General features: G+C 68.6%; 19 protein-coding genes. 4 read left to right on the top strand and 15 right to left on the bottom strand.

What is annotated here, in order from left to right:
• Positions 1-19 precede the first annotated feature (19 nt).
• A complete protein-coding gene (locus ACWGUG_RS04515; RefSeq protein WP_452323952.1) occupies positions 20-1,357 on the bottom strand; it encodes an MFS transporter in 1,338 nt (445 codons plus the stop codon).
• A 104-nt stretch (positions 1,358-1,461) separates the two neighbouring features.
• Here ACWGUG_RS04515 and ACWGUG_RS04510 point away from each other — a divergent pair, with 104 nt between their 5' ends.
• Positions 1,462-2,454 carry a LacI family DNA-binding transcriptional regulator gene (locus ACWGUG_RS04510; protein ID WP_452323951.1) on the top strand — a complete coding sequence of 331 codons (993 nt, stop codon included), beginning with the start codon at positions 1,462-1,464 and terminating at the stop codon, positions 2,452-2,454.
• A 59-nt stretch (positions 2,455-2,513) separates the two neighbouring features.
• On the opposite strand, the gene ACWGUG_RS04505 is transcribed toward ACWGUG_RS04510, so the two are convergent.
• From ACWGUG_RS04505 to ACWGUG_RS04485, 5 genes are all read right to left on the bottom strand, one after another.
• On the bottom strand, positions 2,514-3,413 hold the full coding sequence (locus ACWGUG_RS04505; protein ID WP_452323950.1) for a sugar phosphate isomerase/epimerase family protein: 900 nt from the start codon (positions 3,411-3,413) through the stop codon (positions 2,514-2,516).
• Complete coding sequence (locus ACWGUG_RS04500; protein ID WP_452323949.1) at positions 3,410-3,781, bottom strand: C-glycoside deglycosidase beta subunit domain-containing protein; 372 nt, start codon at positions 3,779-3,781, stop codon at positions 3,410-3,412. The genes ACWGUG_RS04505 and ACWGUG_RS04500 overlap by 4 nt, the downstream gene beginning before the upstream one ends.
• A gap of 25 nt (positions 3,782-3,806) precedes the next feature.
• Positions 3,807-5,375: a GMC family oxidoreductase gene (locus ACWGUG_RS04495; protein ID WP_452323948.1), complete on the bottom strand. Its 1,569-nt coding sequence runs from the start codon at positions 5,373-5,375 to the stop codon at positions 3,807-3,809.
• Positions 5,362-6,570, bottom strand: a complete 1,209-nt coding sequence (locus ACWGUG_RS04490; RefSeq protein WP_452323947.1) for an FAD-dependent oxidoreductase — start codon at positions 6,568-6,570, stop codon at positions 5,362-5,364. The genes ACWGUG_RS04495 and ACWGUG_RS04490 overlap by 14 nt, the downstream gene beginning before the upstream one ends.
• 122 nt (positions 6,571-6,692) lie before the next feature.
• Entirely contained in the window at positions 6,693-7,841 is a 1,149-nt protein-coding gene (locus ACWGUG_RS04485; RefSeq protein WP_452323946.1) for an ABC transporter substrate-binding protein, read from the bottom strand.
• A 655-nt stretch (positions 7,842-8,496) separates the two neighbouring features.
• Between ACWGUG_RS04485 and ACWGUG_RS04480 the strand changes: the two genes are divergently transcribed.
• Complete coding sequence (locus ACWGUG_RS04480; protein WP_452323945.1) at positions 8,497-9,516, top strand: ROK family protein; 1,020 nt, start codon at positions 8,497-8,499, stop codon at positions 9,514-9,516.
• Positions 9,517-9,711: 195 nt separating this feature from the next.
• Here the strand turns inward: ACWGUG_RS04480 and ACWGUG_RS04475 are convergent, their stop codons facing one another.
• From ACWGUG_RS04475 to ACWGUG_RS04460, 4 genes are read right to left on the bottom strand one after another with little or no spacing between them, the layout of a single operon-like run.
• Positions 9,712-10,491, bottom strand: a complete 780-nt coding sequence (locus ACWGUG_RS04475) for an enoyl-CoA hydratase-related protein (protein WP_336393727.1) — start codon at positions 10,489-10,491, stop codon at positions 9,712-9,714.
• Positions 10,488-11,135, bottom strand: coding sequence for a 3-oxoacid CoA-transferase subunit B (locus tag ACWGUG_RS04470; RefSeq protein WP_336393728.1), 648 nt, complete (start codon positions 11,133-11,135; stop codon positions 10,488-10,490). Before ACWGUG_RS04470 ends, ACWGUG_RS04475 begins: the two co-directional genes overlap by 4 nt.
• Positions 11,132-11,872 (bottom strand): 3-oxoacid CoA-transferase subunit A, encoded by a 741-nt coding sequence (locus tag ACWGUG_RS04465; protein WP_336393729.1) that lies wholly within the window; start codon positions 11,870-11,872, stop codon positions 11,132-11,134. Before ACWGUG_RS04465 ends, ACWGUG_RS04470 begins: the two co-directional genes overlap by 4 nt.
• Positions 11,869-12,822 carry a fumarylacetoacetate hydrolase family protein gene (locus ACWGUG_RS04460; protein ID WP_452323944.1) on the bottom strand — a complete coding sequence of 318 codons (954 nt, stop codon included), beginning with the start codon at positions 12,820-12,822 and terminating at the stop codon, positions 11,869-11,871. Before ACWGUG_RS04460 ends, ACWGUG_RS04465 begins: the two co-directional genes overlap by 4 nt.
• Positions 12,823-12,934: 112 nt before the next feature.
• Between ACWGUG_RS04460 and ACWGUG_RS04455 the strand changes: the two genes are divergently transcribed.
• Together ACWGUG_RS04455 and ACWGUG_RS04450 are read left to right on the top strand one after the other, a co-directional pair.
• Positions 12,935-13,960: an amidohydrolase family protein gene (locus ACWGUG_RS04455; RefSeq protein WP_452323943.1), complete on the top strand. Its 1,026-nt coding sequence runs from the start codon at positions 12,935-12,937 to the stop codon at positions 13,958-13,960.
• A complete protein-coding gene (locus tag ACWGUG_RS04450) occupies positions 13,957-14,946 on the top strand; it encodes a cyclase family protein (protein ID WP_452323942.1) in 990 nt (329 codons plus the stop codon). The genes ACWGUG_RS04455 and ACWGUG_RS04450 overlap by 4 nt, the downstream gene beginning before the upstream one ends.
• Here ACWGUG_RS04450 and ACWGUG_RS04445 read toward each other — a convergent pair.
• From ACWGUG_RS04445 to ACWGUG_RS04425, 5 genes are all read right to left on the bottom strand, one after another.
• Positions 14,939-15,556 carry a TetR family transcriptional regulator gene (locus tag ACWGUG_RS04445; protein ID WP_452323941.1) on the bottom strand — a complete coding sequence of 206 codons (618 nt, stop codon included), beginning with the start codon at positions 15,554-15,556 and terminating at the stop codon, positions 14,939-14,941. The two genes, ACWGUG_RS04450 and ACWGUG_RS04445, sit on opposite strands and share 8 nt — an antisense overlap.
• Positions 15,557-15,623: 67 nt before the next feature.
• A complete protein-coding gene (locus ACWGUG_RS04440) occupies positions 15,624-16,367 on the bottom strand; it encodes an enoyl-CoA hydratase/isomerase family protein (protein WP_452323940.1) in 744 nt (247 codons plus the stop codon).
• The gene (locus ACWGUG_RS04435) at positions 16,364-16,837 is read right to left on the bottom strand and encodes a nuclear transport factor 2 family protein (RefSeq protein ID WP_452323939.1); all 474 of its coding nucleotides are present in this window, start codon (positions 16,835-16,837) and stop codon (positions 16,364-16,366) included. Before ACWGUG_RS04435 ends, ACWGUG_RS04440 begins: the two co-directional genes overlap by 4 nt.
• A complete protein-coding gene (locus tag ACWGUG_RS04430; protein ID WP_452323938.1) occupies positions 16,834-18,264 on the bottom strand; it encodes an aldehyde dehydrogenase family protein in 1,431 nt (476 codons plus the stop codon). The genes ACWGUG_RS04435 and ACWGUG_RS04430 overlap by 4 nt, the downstream gene beginning before the upstream one ends.
• Positions 18,254-19,315: a 3-hydroxyacyl-CoA dehydrogenase NAD-binding domain-containing protein gene (locus ACWGUG_RS04425; RefSeq protein ID WP_452323937.1), complete on the bottom strand. Its 1,062-nt coding sequence runs from the start codon at positions 19,313-19,315 to the stop codon at positions 18,254-18,256. The genes ACWGUG_RS04430 and ACWGUG_RS04425 overlap by 11 nt, the downstream gene beginning before the upstream one ends.
• Between the last annotated feature and the right edge of the window lie 58 nt (positions 19,316-19,373).

Below are 19,373 nucleotides of genomic sequence, written 5' to 3'. Positions count from 1 at the left end.
GCTTTCTGGGGTGAGCGGGTCAGCGGACGGAGCGGATACGGAGGACGACGGCGCCGGCGAGGACGACCGCGACCGCGGCGACGATGAACAGCAGGGTGTAGTTGCGCTCGTCTCCGGTGACGCCGACGAGGAGGATTCCGGACGCGAACAGCGGGCCGATGGACTGCGGGATGGACGTGGCGAATCCCGTGATGCCCATGAAGCGCCCGGCATCGGTCTCGCGCTCGGGCAGCACGTCCAGCAGCAGAGCCTGGTCGACCGCGGCGAACAGTCCGAGCCCGACCGAGGTGATCAGCGAACCGGCGATCAGGAGGGTGATGTCGGGGGCGAACGCCTGCAGCAGCATGCCGACTGCCATGATCAGACCGCCGAAGAGCACGAACAGCCGGCGGCGCTTGAGGCGGTCCGACAGGAATCCCCCACCGATCGCGCCCAGCGTCACGGCGAGAATGCCGCCGAGGCTGAGTGCCGCGATGATGCCCGCGACGGACTCCACCGTGATGCCGAGGCGGTCTGCGAAGAAGAACGCCGTGTACGTCGTGTTCAGCGTGATGCCGGTGTAGAAGAGGAATCGTCCGAGCCAGTTCCACGAGAAGTCGGGGTGCTTGCGGGGGTTGTAGACGTACTTCGACAGCAGCTGGAGGACGGTGATGGGGTCCTTCGGGAGTGCCCGGCTGTCGTCCTCGTGCACAAGGGCGACGAACAGCACGACGAAGAGCACGCCCACGGCTCCGGGGACCAGGAAGAGCAGCAGCGGGTCACCCGTGAAGAACTGCGCGAGGACGACGCCGAACACCGGGGCGATCTGTGTGGCGAAGCTCGTGAGGCCGGCGACCTTGCCGCGCTGCGACTCGGGCAGCCGATCTGCGGTGGAGATCTGCAGGTTGCTGAGCGTGGTGCCCCAGCCCCACTGCGCGAGGATCCAGCCGAGGCCCACGATGAAGACGTTGGGAGCCAGTGCCATCACCACGAGGGAGAGCACGCCCACGAGCATCCCGCCGATCATGAACGGGCGGCGGCGCCCGATGCGGGTGCGGGTGCGGTCGCTCCAGATGCCCATGAAGGGCGACGTGAGCATCACGAAGAGCGCGCCCGCGCCGGTGATGTAACCGAGGTATTCGGGATGGCCCGGGGCCAGTGCGTTGACCCGGATCGTGAGCGAGATCGCCAGAGGGGTGATGAAGGCCATGAAGACGCCGAACTGCGCCAGCACCATGAACCAGATGTAGCGAGCGCCCACCTTGGGCAGTTCCGGAGCGGGGTGCGCCGCCTCGTCCAGTTCCACGGCGTTCGCCGTCGGCGCGGGGATCGTCGCGGGAAGCGGGGTGATGAGCGGCTCGTCGTTGCTCGGGGTCATCGGGAGGACTCCATTGTCGGGGTTGATTGCTAGCGCGTGCTAGTGATTAGGTACGGATGCTACGGTGTATCCACTAGCGCGCGCAAGTCCTAGAGGAGACCATGATGGCAGGACCATCGACGAAGCGAGTCACGGCGGCCGATGTCGCCCGGTCGCTGGGCCTGTCGCGGGCGACCGTCGGGTTCGTGCTCAATGACACTCCCGGCCAGACCATTCCCGCTGCGACCCGCGACCGCGTGCTGGCGGAGGCCAAGCGACTCGGCTATCGCGCCAACAGCGCTGCACAGGCGCTGGCGAGCGGAAAGACCCGGATCATCCTGCTCGTCCTGCCGGACTGGCCACTCGACTACAGCATGCGGACCCATCTCGACGAGGCATCGCTCGCACTGGACGAGGCAGGCTACTCGCTGGTCACGATGACTCCGCACCCAGGGGGTCAGGCCCGGCCACTGTGGGAGACGCTCCGCCCGGACGTCGTCATGGCCATGACGCCGTTCACACCGGAGCAACTCGCCGAGATCCGTGGAAGCGGTGTTCAGCAGATCATCCCGCCTGTGGCGGCAGGTGACGAGGGCACCATCGCGACTCTCGGGTTCACGGACGGTCCCCGACTGCAGGTGGAGCACCTGCTCGAGCGTGGGCGTCGACGGCTGGCATTCGCAGGTTCGGCCGATCTGCGGGTCGCGGACCTCGTCGCCCAGCGACGCGAACTCGCACGACAGACGCTGTGGGCACGGACCGGCTCGGGGTTCGTGGACGAGGCCGCGATCACCGAGCAGACGGCGGCGGACGAACTGCGCGGCTGGATGGACCGGGGCGTCGATGGCGTGGTCGGATACAACGACGACATCGCGGGGATCATTCTGGGCGCCGCCCTCCGGTCGGGCATCGCCGTTCCTCGACAGCTGGCGATCGTCGGTCACGATGACACACCGCTGGCGCGCCTCCTCGTACCCGCACTGTCCACGGTGCGTGTCGACAACGCAGGTCTCGGTCGGTTCCTCGCCGAGCTCGCCCTCAGCGCAGCCACCGGCTCAGCGCCTCCGCTCGCCGGCCCCGAGACCGACGCCTGCCTCGTGGTGCGCGAGACGACCTAGACGCGGCTCAACGGCGGCCGCGCGACCGCTTCCATCGAGCCGACCGCCGCGCGTGGACGTCAGGCGGAGCGGAGGTCGCGTTCGATCGAACGCATCAGAGCGTGATGACGCCGGACCTGCTCCTGCCCGCGGTAGGCGACGCGATCTCCTTCGTACTCGCTGGAAAGCCATCCGTCGTAGTCGTGGGTCACAAGCGTCTGGATGATCTCGTTCCAGGGCACTTGCGCATCCATGAGGTGCTCGTCGATTTCGAAGAACTTGGCCTGGATGAATCCCACGTAAGGCAGTACATCGACCAGGTCGCTCATCGGGACGGCGAGCGGACGCATCCATCCCTCTTTGTGTCCGTCCTCGCTGATGCCAGGTTGGACGGCGGTCGTGATCTCGCGCTGGAAGATGCCGGTGTCGATCATGAGTTTGAAATGGCCCGTGCCGGTGCGCTCGATGAATGAGATGTAATCGTCGACGACCTTGTGTTTGATCGGGGTCGGCGCGTGGATCTCCGGGCAGATGACGATGTTGCGATCGGCGGCGAGATCGAGGTTGGCCGACACGATCGGCTCCCAGTCCGGGTGCGGATCGAGTTCCATGCTCACCACCCCGAACTTGGGGCGGATAGTCGTGAAGCCGAGCGATGACGCGAGCAGAATGTCGCGCCGCAGGATGTCGGCTCCTTCCTCACGCGTGAGGTCGCGGCCGCGGGAGAGTCCGATGTCCACCCAGGAGCAGTAATTCGTCGGGATCAGACCGTGCCTCTCCAAGGATTCCCACCAGTGCTCGATCCACGTTGCCGGCGGCGAGGGGTATCGGTGGATGTTGCTCTCACCGAGGATCTCGATGCCCGTCGCACCGACCGACGCGATCTCCGCCATCGCGTCATCGAGTGTCAGGACCGTGTTCATGTCGCCGGTGTAGCTGTAGAGCGATACTCCGTACTTGAACGTGCTCTCGCCGGTCATGCGACCACCGTGACCTTCCGTGAGGCGTGGAACAGGGACGGCTGGAATCTCGCCGGTATGTAGGGGGCATGGATCGCGATCTCGATGTCGAGGTCGTGCACGCCCGGAGCAAGGCCCCCGGGCTGCGGCACGGTGATGACCGCGGATTCATCGAGATCCCAATGGACGTCCAGGTGCGAAGCCTGGAGTTCGTCGAGGGTGTACTGCGTGCCGTACAGGGTCCACAGCGGAATGGTTCGCTCCCAATGGCGGTCGCCGACTCGCACATCGATCCCGTCGATCAGGCGACCGTAGGCGCCACGGTAGTTGGGCATTCGGATGAGAAATCTGAAGCCGGTGATCTCTCCCTCTTCGACGACGTTCTCCACGCCGCGGTTCTGGATGATCTCTCTTTCAAGCATGACTTCGGAGCCTTTCTTCGTTCGGCTGGGTCGGGGCGGCGGAGCGGGCGATCGCTCGGGCACCGCGAACCGCCAGAGCGACGGTGGTCAAGGTGGGATTGCAGGCCATCGGGGTCGGGATGACGCCGTTGCCCGCGACATAGAGACCCCTGGTACCCCACACGCGGCAGGTGTCGTCGCACACACTGCGCCCGTCGTCGTGTTCGCCCATGCGGGTCGTTCCCTGATAGTGGAGGGAGGCGCCGGGTGCGAATTCGATCGGGTCGCCGAAGACGGCCTCGCCGAGCAGATCGCCCACCGCGACCATCTGCGAGGTCGCCGCGGCGATCGAGCGTCGGTCGGCCTCGGTGAGCTCGTAGTGCACCTTCATGGCAGGCATCCCGAACCCGTCCTGTGCCTGATCGTCGAACTCGACCCGGTCCTGCTCACGGATGTCCTTCGCGCAGAACCACCCCAGCCCGACCACCTCACCGGGCAGGATGTCGCCGTCGTACGGCACGGGCGAGGCATCCAGTTGCATCACCTGGCCGTGGAAGGGCTCGTCATCTGTGAACGGCACCCACGACACTCCACTGACTTCGTCGATGGGCCCCGCGGCGCGGCTCGCCGCCTGAGGCGGAACATCCCGCAGCTTGACGGCATGCACGACCTGCGGCTGATCGTTGAGGTAGCGTCCTAGCGCCGGGGGCCGGATGCCGGACGCCCACAGCAGCTGCGGGGTGCGAAAGGCGTCCGCGGCGACGACGACGACCGGCGCGTCGATGCTGGCGCTGGACCCGTCCACCATGCTTCGCACGTCTACCCCGCGAACCTCTCCGGCCGCGGTCCGCACCTTCGTCACGAGGGTCTCGGGGAAGAGCCGGTGATTCGGGTTGGCTCGTGTCACGTCGCCGAAGACCACATCCGATCCAGACCACCACAGTCGACCATCCGCTTCGCGCCGTACGGCGAGGGGCATCGGTCCGACGGCTCGGGTCCGTCGTCCATCGAGCCCCTCCGACAGCCGCTTGCGGACCTCACCTGCCAAGGGGGCGTCGGCCATGAGATCTGCGGACACGCCGAGAAGACGCTCGGCTTCGTCCAGGAGTTCGTCGAGGTCCGGGAGGAAGTCGATCCGCTCACTCTCACCGGGTCGCGGGCACGCGCATGTCCAATGGGCACCCATTCCGCCGACGTTCGTCGAGAACGCGAGCGCAGGCAGGCCGACCTGGTCACCGACCCGGTATCCGTCGTCCAGGAGGTAGGTGCCGGGCCGCACGATGCGCGCCGCGTCCGATGCGTAGCCGTCCATCGTGTCGGTCGTTGCGTGGTCCGTCGGCGCGGGACCCTCGGAACGCCGCTGCGCGGACGCCCGGACCTCGTCGTCCAGCAGGTTCTTCACGTGAGCGCCCGGCGGGTCGCTCACCACGGGCCCCGCGTCGAACTGGAAGATGAGAAGATCCGAGCGCTCCTCGCTCAGGATGCGCGCGTAGGCGGCGCCGGCCGGCCCGGTTCCGACGATGATGACGTCGGGAGCCACCGACGCTTCGTCGACGGGCGGCCACGGCTCAACGCGCGACAAGTCCGGCTCCCATCTCGTCGAGCTGTGCGACGATCTCGCCCGGGCTCTTCTCGCCGACCTGCTTCTGCAGCATCGGCGTCTTGTCGAGGATGAAGTCACGGACCGGCCGGAGGAACGCCGGCGCGTGGTGGAACACCTTGCCCAGCACGAATGCCTGCTGCACCTGCGACGTCGTGTGCGCGATCCGTCGCTCGTCGTAGCGGGTCAGGGCCGCGATGACGGCGGGCGTGTCGGAGAGGTCGATGCCCGCGAGCTCCTGACCGAGGGTGTAGCCGTCCCCGATCGACATCCCGGCCCCGTAGGCCGCGTAGGGGGACGTCGCGTGCGCAGCGTCGCCAGCCAGAGTGATCCGTCCTTTCGACCACTGACGGAGAGGCGTGCGATCTCGGATCGGCCAGCGCTGAAAGTGCCCCGGCTCGGTCGACTGCACAAGGTCCGCCAGCGGACCGGGGAAGCGCCGTGCAAGCGAGAGTGCGTGCTGTCTCAGGTCGGTGGGCGGTTCGGCGGCGGGGTCCCACGCTTCCAGCACCCACCATTGGATGCCGTCTCGGCCGCCGTCGCGGATGGAGGAGTATGTGCCCTGCACACTCCGGTCGTGCGTGAGGACGACTTCGTTGCGCTCCACGCCGGGAATCGCTGCGAACGTGTATCCACCGATGATGTGCAGCTTGTGCTCGCGCTTCTCGCTCGGTCCCCAGAGATGACCGCGGACCATCGAGTCGATTCCGTCGGCGCCGACGACGACGCCGGCGTCGATCACGCTGTCATCGCCGAGGGTGACCGTCACGCCGTCGCCGTTGTCCTCGAGCCCGACGACCTCGACGTCCGTGCGGAGAACTCCCTCCGGCATCGCGGCCAGCATCCGGCGGTACAGCTCGGGCCGCAGGAGTCCGATGAACCCACCGCCATAGGCATCGACGACGTCGGGGGGGATCTTGACGTCGGCCCGGATGTTGCCCTTCACGCCACGGAAGGTGGTGTGGCACGGCGCGCCGAGGTCCACGGTGTCGACGCCCATGTCCTGCAGCGCTTTGATGGGCGGGGGCCAGAGGTTGAGGATGTTTCCGGCGGGTCGCGCCTCGCGATAGCGCTCGAGGAGGATCGGCCGTTGTCCCACCTTGTGGAGGGCGAGCGCGGTGGCCATTCCCGCGGGACCGGCTCCGATGATGACGATGGGATCGGGGTTGGGGTTCATTGTGATTCCGTCAGGTTCGGCTGCGTGAGATGAGGTGGCGGGGCGCCCGCCCGGGTCGAAGCAGGCGGGCGCCCCAGCAGGACGACATGCGCCGCGCTGGCTGAGCGCTACTGCATGTCAGGTCAGGAATCCCACGCGGCGTCCATCTCGTCCAGGATCTGATCGACCGTCTTCTGGCCGGTCAACAGTCCCTGAACGCCCACGCTGAGGGCGTCGTAGACAGCGGGGTTGGGCCACGTCTCGACGGGGAAGCCTGTGTATGAGCCGGACTCGATCATCTCCGCGATCGGCGCGTACTCCGCCGCGACGTTGGACGCGTCAGCACCCGAGATCGGGATCAGGCCGGACAGGTCCGCGAAGGTCTTGGCCTGAGCGGGCTCCGCGGCCCAATCGAGGAAGGCCTGGGCTGAACGCTTGGCGGCATCTTCGGCGGCGGCGTTGATGGCCCACGAGTAACTCGCCGAGACGACGGCGTACGGCTCCTGGCCGTCGGCTGGGGGGAACGCGCGGACGTCGAGTTCGAGGCCGGCGGCCTGGTTGATCTGAGCCGCCGCCGAGCCGGGAACGGGCGCCGTCAGGGCTGTCTGACCGCCCAGTCCCTGGGTGATGGAGTCGAAGGTTCCGCCGGCCACGCCGTCCTGGAAGCAGCCGGCGTCATTCATCTCGACGATGTCATCGAGCACTTCTCTCCACCCACTTTCGGCGAAGGTGACCTCGTCTGCGGACCGCTGCGCGTTCCAGTCCGGGTCCTGTTGGTAGACGCGCGTCGCCGAGATGATCGTCGCGAGGAGTCCCGTGTTGAACGGGACGGCGCCCGCCATGACCATGACCGTCTTGCCGCCGTCACGAGCCGCGGCGCAGCCGTCCAGCATCTGGTCGAAGTTCTCCGGGTACTCGTCGATGCCGACCTCCTCGCCGGCAGGACCGTTCCACACCAGCGAGGTCGGGGACAGTGCGGTGGGCTGGCCGTAAATGGTGCCGTCGATCCCGAACAGGGCCTCCTGCCCCTCCGGGATGATGGCTGCCGACGCATCGCCGAGCGGCTCGAGGAAACCGCCGTCCGCGATGGTCGTGACGGTCACGGCTTGTCCACCGCCGGGGATGAGCACCATGAGGTCGGCCGCGTTGCCGCCCTGGAGCTGAGTGGTGAGCTGGTTGTTGTAGCTCTCTGCCTGGTACGGGAGCAGCTCGATCTCGACGCCGGTCTCCTTGGAGTACTGCTCAGCCAGCTGGCCGTACGCGTCGTCGTCGTCATTGGCCTTGGGGAACATGAGGGTGAATCCGCTCAGTGCCGAGTCTTCTGTGGCCGCGGGCCCCGCCTCGGAGCCTGCGGAGCAGCCTGCGAGGACCAGGATCGCTGTCAGGGGCGCGGCGAGAAGCGGTGCGCGGCGCCGAGATTCAGGTGAGAGGTGTGTCATTTCGAGCCTTTCGAGACGTCGTTGTCGCCAACTCGCGAGAGCGGCCGGGTCGAGAACCGCCACACCACTCTCTCAGGATTTGCCCCTGAGGCACATAAGTATCGCTGATGCGCCATCATCGCGTCGGTGATTCCCAGCGCCCGGCCGCCTCGACGCAGGATCATGCCGAGCCCAGTGCTTTGTGCCCGGAGGGTCATATGCTGGGTCAATGAGCATGGGACCGTTCCTCGACTCCGCAGATGCTCCGCTCGGCGGGGCGTCGCTGGGCACCGCGGCATCGCTCGACGCCGCGCCTCTTGCGCACGTCGTGGACCTCGTCCGCTCGGGGCGAGCGGTGACCCGACCCAGGCTCGTCGTCGTGAGCGGGCTCACCCGGAAAGTCGTCACTCAGCGGGTGGAGGACGCCTCGCGGCTCGGACTTCTCCGCGACGGCGGCCTCGCGGCCTCGGAAGGCGGCCGACAGGCCCGTCTGCTCGAGTTCAACGCGGACGCCGCTCGCGTCTTCGGGGTGCTGGTCGAGGCGTCGGAGATCACCGTCGGTGTCGCGGACCTTCGTGGCCGACTTCTCTCGACCTCTCACGAGGATTGGTCGGTCGACAACGGCCCGGATGCCACGATGGCGCGTGTCAAAGCTCACATCGATGCGTTGGCGGCGCGCGAGCCGAGACTGCGGGCGTGGGGCATCGGTGTCGGCGTGCCGGGACCGGTGGATCTGACGACGGGCCGCCTCGTTTCGCCGCCCATCATGCCCGGATGGGACGGGTTCAGTGCGCGTGCCTGGCTGCGCGAGCATGTCGATGCGCCAGTGTGGGTCGACAACGATGTCAACCTCATGGCGATCGGCGAATGGACGTTCGGTCCGGGGCCGCGAACCGATGACATGCTTTTCATCAAGCTGGGAACGGGTATCGGATCCGCGGTCATTTCTCGCGGACGACTTCTCCGAGGTCAGCGAGGCGGCGCCGGCGAGATCGGGCACGTGCACATCACGGATGCGCCGGACGCGGTCTGCCGCTGCGGGCTCGTCGGATGTCTCGAGGCGGTCGCCGGTGGATGGTCGCTGCTCGCAGAGGCCACCCGGCGTGCAGCCGAAAGCCCTGTACTCGAACAAGCGTTGACTGAGCGGCACCAGGTCACTCTCGGCGACATCGGCGCCGCCGCCCAGGCAGGGGATGCTCTCGTGCGAGAGCTCATCGAGGCTCGCGCGAGCGTGATCGGTGACGTTGCGGCGAACCTCGTGAACTTCGCCAATCCGGGCCAGCTCGTCATCGGCGGCGGTGTGCTGCGCACCGGCGACGACTTCCTGAACATCATCAGCGCAGTCATCCAGCGGCGAAGCACGCGGCTTGCGACGGACGGACTCGTCATCCGTTCCGCCTCCCTCGATCAGAAGGAAGGGGTCGCCGGCGCAGCGCTTCTCGCGGCCGAGAATCTTTTCGCCCCCGCTGCGTTGGCGCGCTGGATCGAAGACGGCAACCCGCTCGGCCACGCGGCCGCACTCCAGCAACTGCCCGCGGCATACGTGTGAGAAGCGATTTGCGGCCGGTCAATGGCCCAGGCCCGGAAGCTCCTCAGTCCCCGCAGCGACAACTTGCGTAGTGCGGAAGTCGGCCACCTCAGCGGGCTCCACCTGCCGTGGGGACGATGCCCATTCGGGGGCCGAAAGCGCCCCGCCGCGCCGGACTCACCGCCGCGAGCTGACGCCCGCCGGTCATCGGCACGATCAGCGGTGCACGAATGCCGGCGGCCGTTTCTCCCGGAAGGCGGCCATCCCCTCCTTCTGGTCCGCGGTGTCGAAGAGCGATCCGAATGCCCTCGACTCGAACCGCAACCCCTCTGCGAGCGAGGATTCCAGGGCGACGTCCAACGCTGCCTTCGCGGCGTAGAGCGCCGGCAGGGATTTCGAAGCCACCGCGTTCGCGGTCCGCTCCGCGTCGGCCAGCAGGTCGCCGGCCGCGACGACCCTTGACACCAGGCCGATGCGCTCCGCCTCCTGCGCATCGATGATCCGGCCGGAGAGCACGAGTTCGGCGGCCTTGTAGTAGCCGACGGCACGCACGAGTCTCTGCGTGCCGCCCATCCCCGGGATCACCGCGAGGGTGATCTCGGGCTGGCCGAACTTCGCGGCAGGGTCTGCGAGCACGATGTCGCACATCATGGCCAGTTCGCATCCGCCGCCGAGGGCGTAGCCCGAGACAGCGGCGATCACCGGGGTGCGGACCGCCGCGAACCGCGACCAGCCGGCAAACGGCTCCTGTAGCGCCATGTCGACGCCGGATGCTTGGTCCATCTCCTTGATGTCGGCGCCGGCGGCGAACGCACGCGCGGATCCGGTCACGACGATCGCACCGATGCCCGGGTCGGTGTCGAAGACGGATGCCGCGGCCACGACATCGCGCATGACCTCGGAGTTGAGTGCGTTCAGAGCCTCCGGCCGATCGAGCGTGATCCAGCCGACCCGGTCACGCGTCTCGACGAGGATCGTGTTGTACTGCCGCGTCACAGCCGACTCTCCCTGAGCTTCAATCCGGTGAGCTCGGCGAGCAGCTCGAGGGTGTTGTCGCCGAACGCCTCATGGACAGCGAACCCGTCGGGCGTCACGTCGAACACCGCGTGATCGGTGTACACCCGTGTGACGCAGCCGACACCGGTCAGCGGGTAGGTGCAGGCCTCGACGAGCTTGGACTCGCCGGTCTTGGTGCACAGGTCGGTCATCACGTACACGTTCTTCGCGCCGATGGCGAGATCCATCGCGCCACCGACGGCGGGGATCGCGCCGGGCGCGCCGGTGGACCAGTTGGCGAGGTCACCGCGTTCGGACACCTGGAACGCGCCGAGCACGCACACGTCGAGATGGCCGCCGCGCATCATCCCGAACGAATCCGCGTGGTGGAAGTACGCCGCCCCGGGCAGTGCCGTGACCGGCTGCTTGCCCGCGTTGATGAGGTCGGGATCGATCCGCTCCGCCTCGGGCGCGGGGCCCATGCCCAGCAGCCCGTTCTCGGTGTGGAGGATGATTTCGAGGTCGTCAGGGAGGAAGTTCGCCACGAGCGTGGGTGCCCCGATGCCGAGGTTCACGTACGAACCCTCCGGGATGTCCTGCGCGATACGGGCCGCGAGCTGCTCGCGCGTGATGCGGGCGCTCATGGCCCGACCTCGATGCTCGGGCGACCCTCGACGTCCACACCGCCGGCGAACACGCCGTCCTGCAGCCAGGCGCGGTCCCCCACTGCCACGACCCGGTCGACGAAGATCCCCGGCGTCACCACCGTCTCGGGATCCAAGCCGCCTACCGGCACGACCTCGTCGACCTGCACGATGGTGGTCGTCGCGGCAGTCGCCATGACCGGTCCGAAGTTGCGCGCGGTCTTGCGGTAGACGACATTGCCCCAGCGGTCGGCGCGCCAGCCGCTGACGAGGGCGAACTCGGCCGTGATCGGATGCTCCAGCACGAACGTGCGACCGTCGATGATTCGCTGTTCCTTGCCCTCGGCGAGTTGCGTGCCCACCCCGGTGGGCGTATAGAAGGCGCCGATTCCCGCGCCGGCCGCGCGGATGCGCTCGGCGAGGTTGCCCTGCGGCACGAGTTCCAGCTCGATCTCGCCGGCGCGATACAGGCCGTCGAAGACCCAGGAGTCGTGCTGCCGGGGAAAGGAGCAGATCACCTTGCGCACTCGACCGTGAGCCAAGAGGGCGGCCAGGCCCGAGTCGCCGCTTCCGGCGTTGTTGTTGACGATCGTCAGGTCCTGCGCGCCGTAGGCGATGAGCGCGTCGATGAGCTCGACGGGCTCGCCCGCGCGGCCGAAGCCGCCGATCATGACGGTCGCACCGTTGGGGATGCCGGCGACGGCGGTTGCGGCATCCGGAACCGTCTTGTCGATCATCGGCGGACCACGGTCTGATCGAGCCGGCCGAACACGACGTCTCCGTCGAGGTCGACCTGCATTGTCACGCGATCGCCCTCGCGGAGGTACGGCGTCGATGCAGCGCCTTCCTCGATGATCTCGATGCCACGCCGTTCGGCGATGCACGCGGAACCGGTCTCGGCGTACCGCGTGCTCGACACCGTCCCGCTGCCGATGACGGTGCCCGCTGCCAGGTTGCGCGTGCGAGCGGCGTACGCGATCAGCTCGCCGAAGGTGTAGTCCATCTCGCCGGCCGGAACCGCACCGAATCGCTCGCCGTTCAGCCCGACCGTCAGGCTCGCGGCGATCCGGCCGTTCTGCCACGCGTCGCCCAGCTCAGCGGGTGTGGCCGCGATGGGCGCCATGCCCGTCGCCGGCTTCCCTTCGATGAAGCCGAACCGGCGTCCTATCTCCTCGACCACGATCGCGCGCTGGGACCAGTCGTTGACGAACGTGACGAGTGCGACGTGCTCGAGCGCCGTGTCGGGGTCGATGCCGGCGGGAGTGTCGCGGAGGATCACCGCGAACTCGCCCTCGAAGTCCATGTCACCGCTCGGGTTCCACAGGGTTGCGGTGCCGTGGGGCGCGAGGAACTCGTGCGACATCCCCTGGTACATCAGCGGCACCGGCGAGACGATCGGATCCATCCCGAGCGACCGTGAAAGCAGCGCCCCGTGGTTGAGGAACGCCGAGGCATCGAGCCACTGCCACGTGCGCGGCAGCGGCGCGAGCGCGACGGTCTCGTCGAACGGCACCGTCTCCACCAGTCCGGCCTCGAGCTCGGCGCCGAGCTCTTCGAGGCCCGGCGCCAGCGCTTCCCAGTCCTCGAGGGCGGCGAGCAGGGTCGGCGCGACGGCTTGCGCACTCACCGCACGCGTGCCGTCGCCAGCGACCAGGTGCAGGGCGCCGTCCCGGGTACCGTTCCGCATCGTTGCGAGTCGCACGGTTGCCTCACTTCCTAATCTACCGTCGGGACGGTTGATAGCGTCCCAAGAGAACGATAACGTGGCGGCGAGAAGAAGCCAAGGGAGGTCTCGGACTGTGAGAACGATCGATGTCCACGCTCATCTGGGGACCCCCGACGCCGACCGGCTGCTGGTCGGCGAAGCCGGCTTCGCCGACCAGTTGGCCGCCGATGGGCAGGCCCTCGGTGCCGCCTCGGCGGCGTACAACCGGGAGCAGTTCGCGGCTCTCGGGCGGAGGCTCACCTCGCTGGCCGAGCGGCTCGCCGCCATGGATGCGGCGCGGGTCGACGTGCAAACCGTGAGCGCCACGCCGATCGCGCGTCCGTGGATGGAGCGGCCCCTGGCCGAACGCTACATCGACGAAGCGAACAGGGCCGTGACCGACTTCTGCCGTCAGGAGCCGGACCGGCTCGTGCCCGTCGCGACCGTCGCCCTCCACCTTCCGGACCTCGCGGTGCGCCAGCTGCGCACTGCGGTCGAGGATCTCGGGGCGATCGGCGTGCAGATCTCGACGACCGCAGCCCCCGGAACGGAGCTCGACCACCCCTCGCTCTGGGAGTTCTGGGAGACGGCGGTGGCGCTCGACGTCCCGGTGCTCATCCACCCCTGGGGCTGCAGCCTCGGGGCGCGCCTCGACGTCGGCTACATGTTCAACCACGTCGGCAACCCGACCGAGACGTCGCTCGCGCTGTCTCGGCTCATCTTCGGCGGAGTGCTCGACCGGTTCCCCGGGCTCAGAGTGTGGGCCGCGCATGCCGGCGGCTGGCTGCCCAGCTACAGCGGCCGCGCCGACCACGCGTGGCATCAGCGCCAGGATGCCCGCACCTGCGAGCACCCGCCGAGCTGGTACCTGCGCCGGATGTGGTTCGACGCGCTCGTCTACACGTCCCCCGCCCTGAGATTCCTCGTCGAGAGCGTCGGCGAGGACCACGTCACGCTCGGAAGCGACTACCCGTTCGACATGGGCGTCGACGACCCGATCGACCGCATCGAAGCAGCGCTCGACGACCGCGCCGCGCGCGCCGCCGTCACGTCCGGGAGCGCGCAGGCGCTCTTCGGTCCGCGGCTGATGGAGCGCATCACCCTGAGGAAGACCGCATGACCGACAACACCACACCCGCCGTCGCCGCGTACGGCGCGGATGCCGAGGCGGCGATCGCGTCGGTATCGGCGCGTGTCAGCAACTGGGATCGATGGGGCCCCGACGATGCGCGCGGCACCGTCAATTTCATCGACGCCGACAAGCGCGTCGCGGCGTCATCGCTCGTGAGGCGCGGCGAGACGTTCTCGCTGTCGCTCCCGTTCGACAACGACGGCCCACAGAACGGCTGGAAGCGACGTGTCAATCCCGTCCACACGATGACGAGCACCGGCCTGGACACCGCCGAGATCATGGGCCTGCCGCATGGACTCTCGGTGGCCGACGACTGCGTCTTCATGCCCCTACAGTGCTCGACGCAGTGGGACGGTCTCGGCCACGTGTTCGACCACGGCATCGGGTGGAACAACCGCGTGGCCGCCCGCACGGTGACCAGCGAGGGCGACCTCGCGACCGGCATCGAGCACGTGTCGGAGCCGATGGTCAGTCGAGGCGTGCTCCTCGACGTCGGCCGTGTCCTCGCCGGTGGGGAACTGCCGGATGGATACGCCATCACGCCCGCCGATCTCGACACCACAATCGAGGCCCAGGGCGCCTCGTCGGCGGTCGGGCGCGGCGACATCCTGCTCGTGAGGACCGGTCAGCTCACGCGCGTACGCCGCGGCATCGGTTGGGGCACGTACGCCGGCGGCCCCGCGCCGGGGCTGTCCTTCACGACGGCGGAATGGCTGCACGCCCGCGAGATCGCCGCCGTGGCGACAGACACCTGGGGCGTGGAGGTGCGCCCGAACGAGTTCCCGAACTCGATGCAGCCCCTGCACCAGGTGCTCCTGCCGCATGTGGGACTGCTGCTCGGCGAGATGTGGGACCTCGACCGACTCGCCGCGGACTGCGCCCTCGACGGCACCTACGAGTTCCTCCTCGCAGCGCAGCCTTTGCCCTTCACGGGCGCGGTGGGCTCACCGGTGAACCCCATCGCGGTCAAGTAGCCGCGATACCGTCGCTGAGCATGGACCAGAAGGCTCGCGCCACCTGCTCGGCGGTCGCGCCGCCCCCGGGCCGGAACCACTGATACGACCAGTTGGCCATGCCGAGGATCGCGAAGGTCGCGAACCGGATGTCGAGCTGCTTGAACTCGCCGTCGTCCATCCCGCGCTGGAGCTCCTCGCGCAGGTACCGCTCGTAGACCGCTCGACGATCCATGACGCGCGTGCGTTCGGGCTCGGGGATCTCCTTGAAATGCTCGAAGAAGACCCGCAGTGAGCCGGGGTGCGTCTCCTGGAGGGAGATGATGTCGGTCATCATCCCGAGCAGCAGGTCGGACGCGGTGGGGGCACCGGCTTCCCTCCGCGCCTCATGCGACGCGATGATGAGCTCGATCATCTCGTCGTGCATCTCGATGAGCAGGCGGTCCTTGCTCGGGAAGTAGTAGTACAGCGACGCCTTCTTGATGCCGACCTCGTCGGCGATCCTGTCCATCGACGTGTCGCGATAGCCGGAACGGTCGAAGAGCCCCGCGGCCACCTCGCGGATCTGCGCGCGACGTGCGTCGCCCGACATCCGTGACGTGATCGGCCGTCGTCCGTCTGAGGTGCTCACGAATTCTCTCCCCTGATGTGCAGTCACGATATCGCAGGCGATCCCGGGCGTCGGGACGCGGCCGCCGTCATCGTTCGAGGAACGCCGCCCGCAGACGCAGGTGCTCACCGTCGCGTGCGGCGATGCCCTGACTGACGGCCTCGTGCTCCATCGTCTCCGCCGGCGTGGCGACCTGAGCGGTCCGGAGCAGGCGCTTGGTGAGCTCCTGCGCCACACGCGGACCGCTCGCCAGGCGGCCGGCGAGCTCGTGCGCCCGCGTCAGCAGAGTCTCGGGCGCGACGACCTCCGACGCGAGGCGCAGCGCGAGCGCCTCCTCGGCGCCGATCCGGCGTCCCGTCGTCGCCAGCTCGAAGGCCTGCAGATAGCCGACGCTGCGCACCAGCTGCCACGACGTGCCCGTGTCGGGCACCAGCCCTACCTTCCCGAAGACGCAGGCGAGCGATGCCTTCTCGGACATGAGGACGACGTCGCACGCGAGCACGATGCCCATGCCCGCGCCGACGGCGGCGCCGTTCACCGCGGCGATGACGGGGACCGCGGTGTCCGCGATCGCCGCGGCGATCGGGTTGTAGGTGCGCGCGACGGTGTCGTGCGCATCGTCGAGCTCGTGGACGGCAGCCAGGTCCTGGCCCGCGCAGAAGGCGCGGCCGGCGCCCGTGATGACGATGGCACCGACCTCCGGGTCGCTCCCGCATCCGCGGATGGCTTCGGCGAGGGCCAGCCGGGTCGGCTCGTCGAGCGCGTTCATGCGGTCGGGGCGATCGATCGTGATCGTCGCGCGCCGCTCGTGGATGTGGACGTCGATGCTCATCGGGCGCTCCTGTTCGGCTGCGGCTGGTGGATGGCGCTGGCCAGTCGCCCGGCCGTGGAGTAGTCCCGTTCCGCATACGGGAAGGCGTCGAGCTCCGTCGTCTCGGGTCGCTGCTGATAGTACGAGCGGATCTCCGAGATGAGACGGTCGCGGAACACGAACCATTCCGCGCCCCTCGTGGCGACCGGCCCGTCACCGGCCGCCGGCATCCATGACATCGTCCACTCGATCACCGCCTCGTCGACACCGTCGAGGATGTGGTCGACCACCCACGTGGCGCCGATCATGCCGGTGACCTTGCGCCAGTACCGCGCCAGGTGCTCGGCTCCCGCCACCGGTGCGGAGCCGACGTTCGGCGCGAGGAAGTAGTGGACGACATCAGGATGCAGCGTCTCGAGCATGAGTGGCACGTCACCCGTGGAGCAGCCGTCGTAGTACCGGCTGATGATCTCGAGGTGGGCAGCGCTCATCGCTGGATCGCCTTCGTCACCGTGAACTCCTCGATCCCGAACTCACCGAACTCGCGCCCGTACCCCGACGACTTCACGCCGCCGAACGGGGCGACCGGGTTGAACGCCGCGCCGTTGATATCGACCTGACCGGTCCGGATGCGGCGCGCGACCGCCGCCGCGCGGTCCTCGTCCACGCTCCACACCCCGCCGGAGAGTCCGTAGGGACTGTCGTTGGCGATGGCCACCGCCTGCTCCTCACTGTCGAACGGGATGATCGACAGCACCGGGCCGAAGATCTCCTCCTGACCGAGCGGGGAGGAGTTGTCGACGTCGGCGAAGATCGTCGGCGCGACGTAGAAGCCGCTGTCGAGCGCGGCGGGCTGCTGCGAGCCTCCGGTGACGAGCCGGGCAAGCCCGACACCCCGGTCGATGTGCGCGCGGACCGAGCGCTGCTGCGCCGCCGACACCAGGGGGCCGAGGCGCGTGGTGTCCTCGAGAGGATGGCCGAGCCGGAGCCGCTCGGCCGACGCGATCGCGATCTCGATCACCCGGTCCTGCAGCGCCCGAGGGACGACCAGTCGGGTCCATGCGGAGCACGTCTGCCCCGAGTTGAGAAAGGCGTTGCCCACGCTGGAGCGGATGGCACGTTCGAGGTCGGCGTCGTCGAGCACGATGCTCGCCGACTTTCCGCCGAGCTCGAGGCTCGTGCGGGTCACGTTCGCGGCGGCAAGGGCGGCGATGCGTGCGCCCACCGCGGTCGAGCCGGTGAACGAGACCAGGTCGACACGCGGGTCGCCGGCCAGCGCCTCGCCGACGGCAGCCCCGCCTCCGCTCACGAGGTTGAACACGCCGGCGGGGAGGCCGGCCGCCTCGATGGCATCGGCCAAGGCGAAGGCCGCCAGCGGCGCCTCGCTGGCGGGCTTTGCCACCACGGTGCTGCCCGCCGCCAGAGCGCCGCCTACCTTGCCGACGAGCTGGTGCAGCGGGTAGTTCCACGGCGTGATCGCCGCGACGACGCCGGCGCCCTCGCGCAGCACGGCGGAGTTGCCGACGGCGCGCTCCCAGGCGAACGCCCGCGCGGCATCCGCGAAGCCCTGGAGTGTCGCCAGGGGCAGACCGACCTGCACTTTCTTGGAGATGTTGGCCGGGGTTCCGACCTCGAGACTGATCACCTCCGCGATCTCGTCGAGGCGCGCCGACAGATGATCGCGCACGGCCTCCAGCGCGGCGGCCCGCTCCGCAGGATCGGTGCGCCGCCACTCGTCGCCGGCAGCCTGCGCTGCGGCCAGCGCGCGATCGACGTCGCCGGCGCCGCCGGCCGGGACCGTGCCGAGCCGGCCGCCGGTCGCGGCATCCGTCACCTCGATCGGCGGCTCGGTGCCGAGCGGCGCCGTCCAGCGCCCGTCGATGAAGATCCGGGTGCGTTCGCGCAGGTCATCGTGCATGGATGTCTCCCTGGGAGTAGAAGCCCGCGCCGCTCTTGCGGCCAAGACGGCCGTCGGCGACGAGCTGGCTGAGGATGTCGGCGGGGACCAGTCGTTCTTCGCCCGGCTCCGCCTCGGCCATCGAGCGAAGCGCCGCGACCGTGACGTCGAGCCCGATGAGGTCGAGCAGGGCGAAGGGCCCCATGGGCAGTCCGGCGACGCCCGTCATCGCGGCGTCGATGTCGGCGATCTGTCGGCCGCCTTCGTGCAGACGCGCGGCATCGTTGAGGTACGGGATCAGGAGTCGATTGACGATGAAGCCGCGGGTGTCGGCGCTGCGCACCGGGGCTTTGCCGAGCGATCGCACCCAGTCCGCCGCCGCCGCGGCGACGGATTCGCTCGCCGGCCCGGGCACGACCTCGACGAGCTTCATCACCGCTGCAGGGTTGAAGAAGTGCAGAGCCAGCGTGCGCCGCTGCGTCGACACGTCGTACATGACGTCGGCGACCCGATACGAACTCGTGTTCGTCGCCAGGACGGCTTCCGACCGGGCCGATCGGTCGATCTGCGCGAGCACGGACTGCTTGACGGCGAGGTCTTCGGCGACCGCCTCGATGACGACCTCAGTGTCGTCCGGCAGGGCATCGATGCCCGACAGGAATCCGATCCTGTCCACGACGGCTGCGGCATCCTGAGCCGAAAGGCGCCCGCGGCCCACCGACCGGTCGAGGTTGGCGGTGACCGCGGCCCGCGAGCGGTCGAGGGATGCCGCGCCACGGCCTATCACCGTGACCGCGCTGCCCGCGCGGGCCACGGCTTCGGCGATACCGGACGCCATGTGGCCCGTGCCGACGATCACCACGGACGACCAGGCCGACGTCGCCACCGTGCGGGAATCCGGAGCGGCGGAGGGTTGCCCTGCCCGCGCCTCGAAGGGGCCGGCGGGGTACCCGGCGCCGAGCCGCATCGCGAGATCGATGTCGTCGGGCGACGCCACGCCTCGGTCGGCCAGCCGATCCGCGTCGGTGTAATAGCGATCGAGCAATGCATGAGCGATGTCGTTGTGGTGCACGATCCGACCTCTCTGACGGTGCAGACGGCGCTCCCTACCGTCTGGGTGGTAGGTTACA

This window comes from Microbacterium sp. NPDC055455 (assembly GCF_053619935.1).
The sequence above is the reverse complement of the archived record's forward strand: the minus strand, read 5'-3'. Positions and strand labels throughout refer to the sequence as shown.

Excerpts from the sequence above, each read along its gene's own strand:
- ACWGUG_RS04515 (WP_452323952.1), bottom strand. The coding sequence starts at position 1,357 with ATGACCCCGAGCAACGACGAGCCGCTCATCACCCCGCTTCCCGCGACG.
- ACWGUG_RS04510 (WP_452323951.1), top strand. The coding sequence starts at position 1,462 with ATGGCAGGACCATCGACGAAGCGAGTCACGGCGGCCGATGTCGCCCGG.
- ACWGUG_RS04505 (WP_452323950.1), bottom strand. The coding sequence starts at position 3,413 with ATGACCGGCGAGAGCACGTTCAAGTACGGAGTATCGCTCTACAGCTAC.
- ACWGUG_RS04490 (WP_452323947.1), bottom strand. The coding sequence starts at position 6,570 with ATGAACCCCAACCCCGATCCCATCGTCATCATCGGAGCCGGTCCCGCG.
- ACWGUG_RS04485 (WP_452323946.1), bottom strand. The coding sequence starts at position 7,841 with ATGTTCCCCAAGGCCAATGACGACGACGACGCGTACGGCCAGCTGGCT.
- ACWGUG_RS04470 (WP_336393728.1), bottom strand. The coding sequence starts at position 11,135 with ATGAGCGCCCGCATCACGCGCGAGCAGCTCGCGGCCCGTATCGCGCAG.
- ACWGUG_RS04465 (WP_336393729.1), bottom strand. The coding sequence starts at position 11,872 with ATGATCGACAAGACGGTTCCGGATGCCGCAACCGCCGTCGCCGGCATC.
- ACWGUG_RS04460 (WP_452323944.1), bottom strand. The coding sequence starts at position 12,822 with ATGCGGAACGGTACCCGGGACGGCGCCCTGCACCTGGTCGCTGGCGAC.
- ACWGUG_RS04450 (WP_452323942.1), top strand. The coding sequence starts at position 13,957 with ATGACCGACAACACCACACCCGCCGTCGCCGCGTACGGCGCGGATGCC.
- ACWGUG_RS04440 (WP_452323940.1), bottom strand. The coding sequence starts at position 16,367 with ATGAGCATCGACGTCCACATCCACGAGCGGCGCGCGACGATCACGATC.
- ACWGUG_RS04435 (WP_452323939.1), bottom strand. The coding sequence starts at position 16,837 with ATGAGCGCTGCCCACCTCGAGATCATCAGCCGGTACTACGACGGCTGC.
- ACWGUG_RS04430 (WP_452323938.1), bottom strand. The coding sequence starts at position 18,264 with ATGCACGATGACCTGCGCGAACGCACCCGGATCTTCATCGACGGGCGC.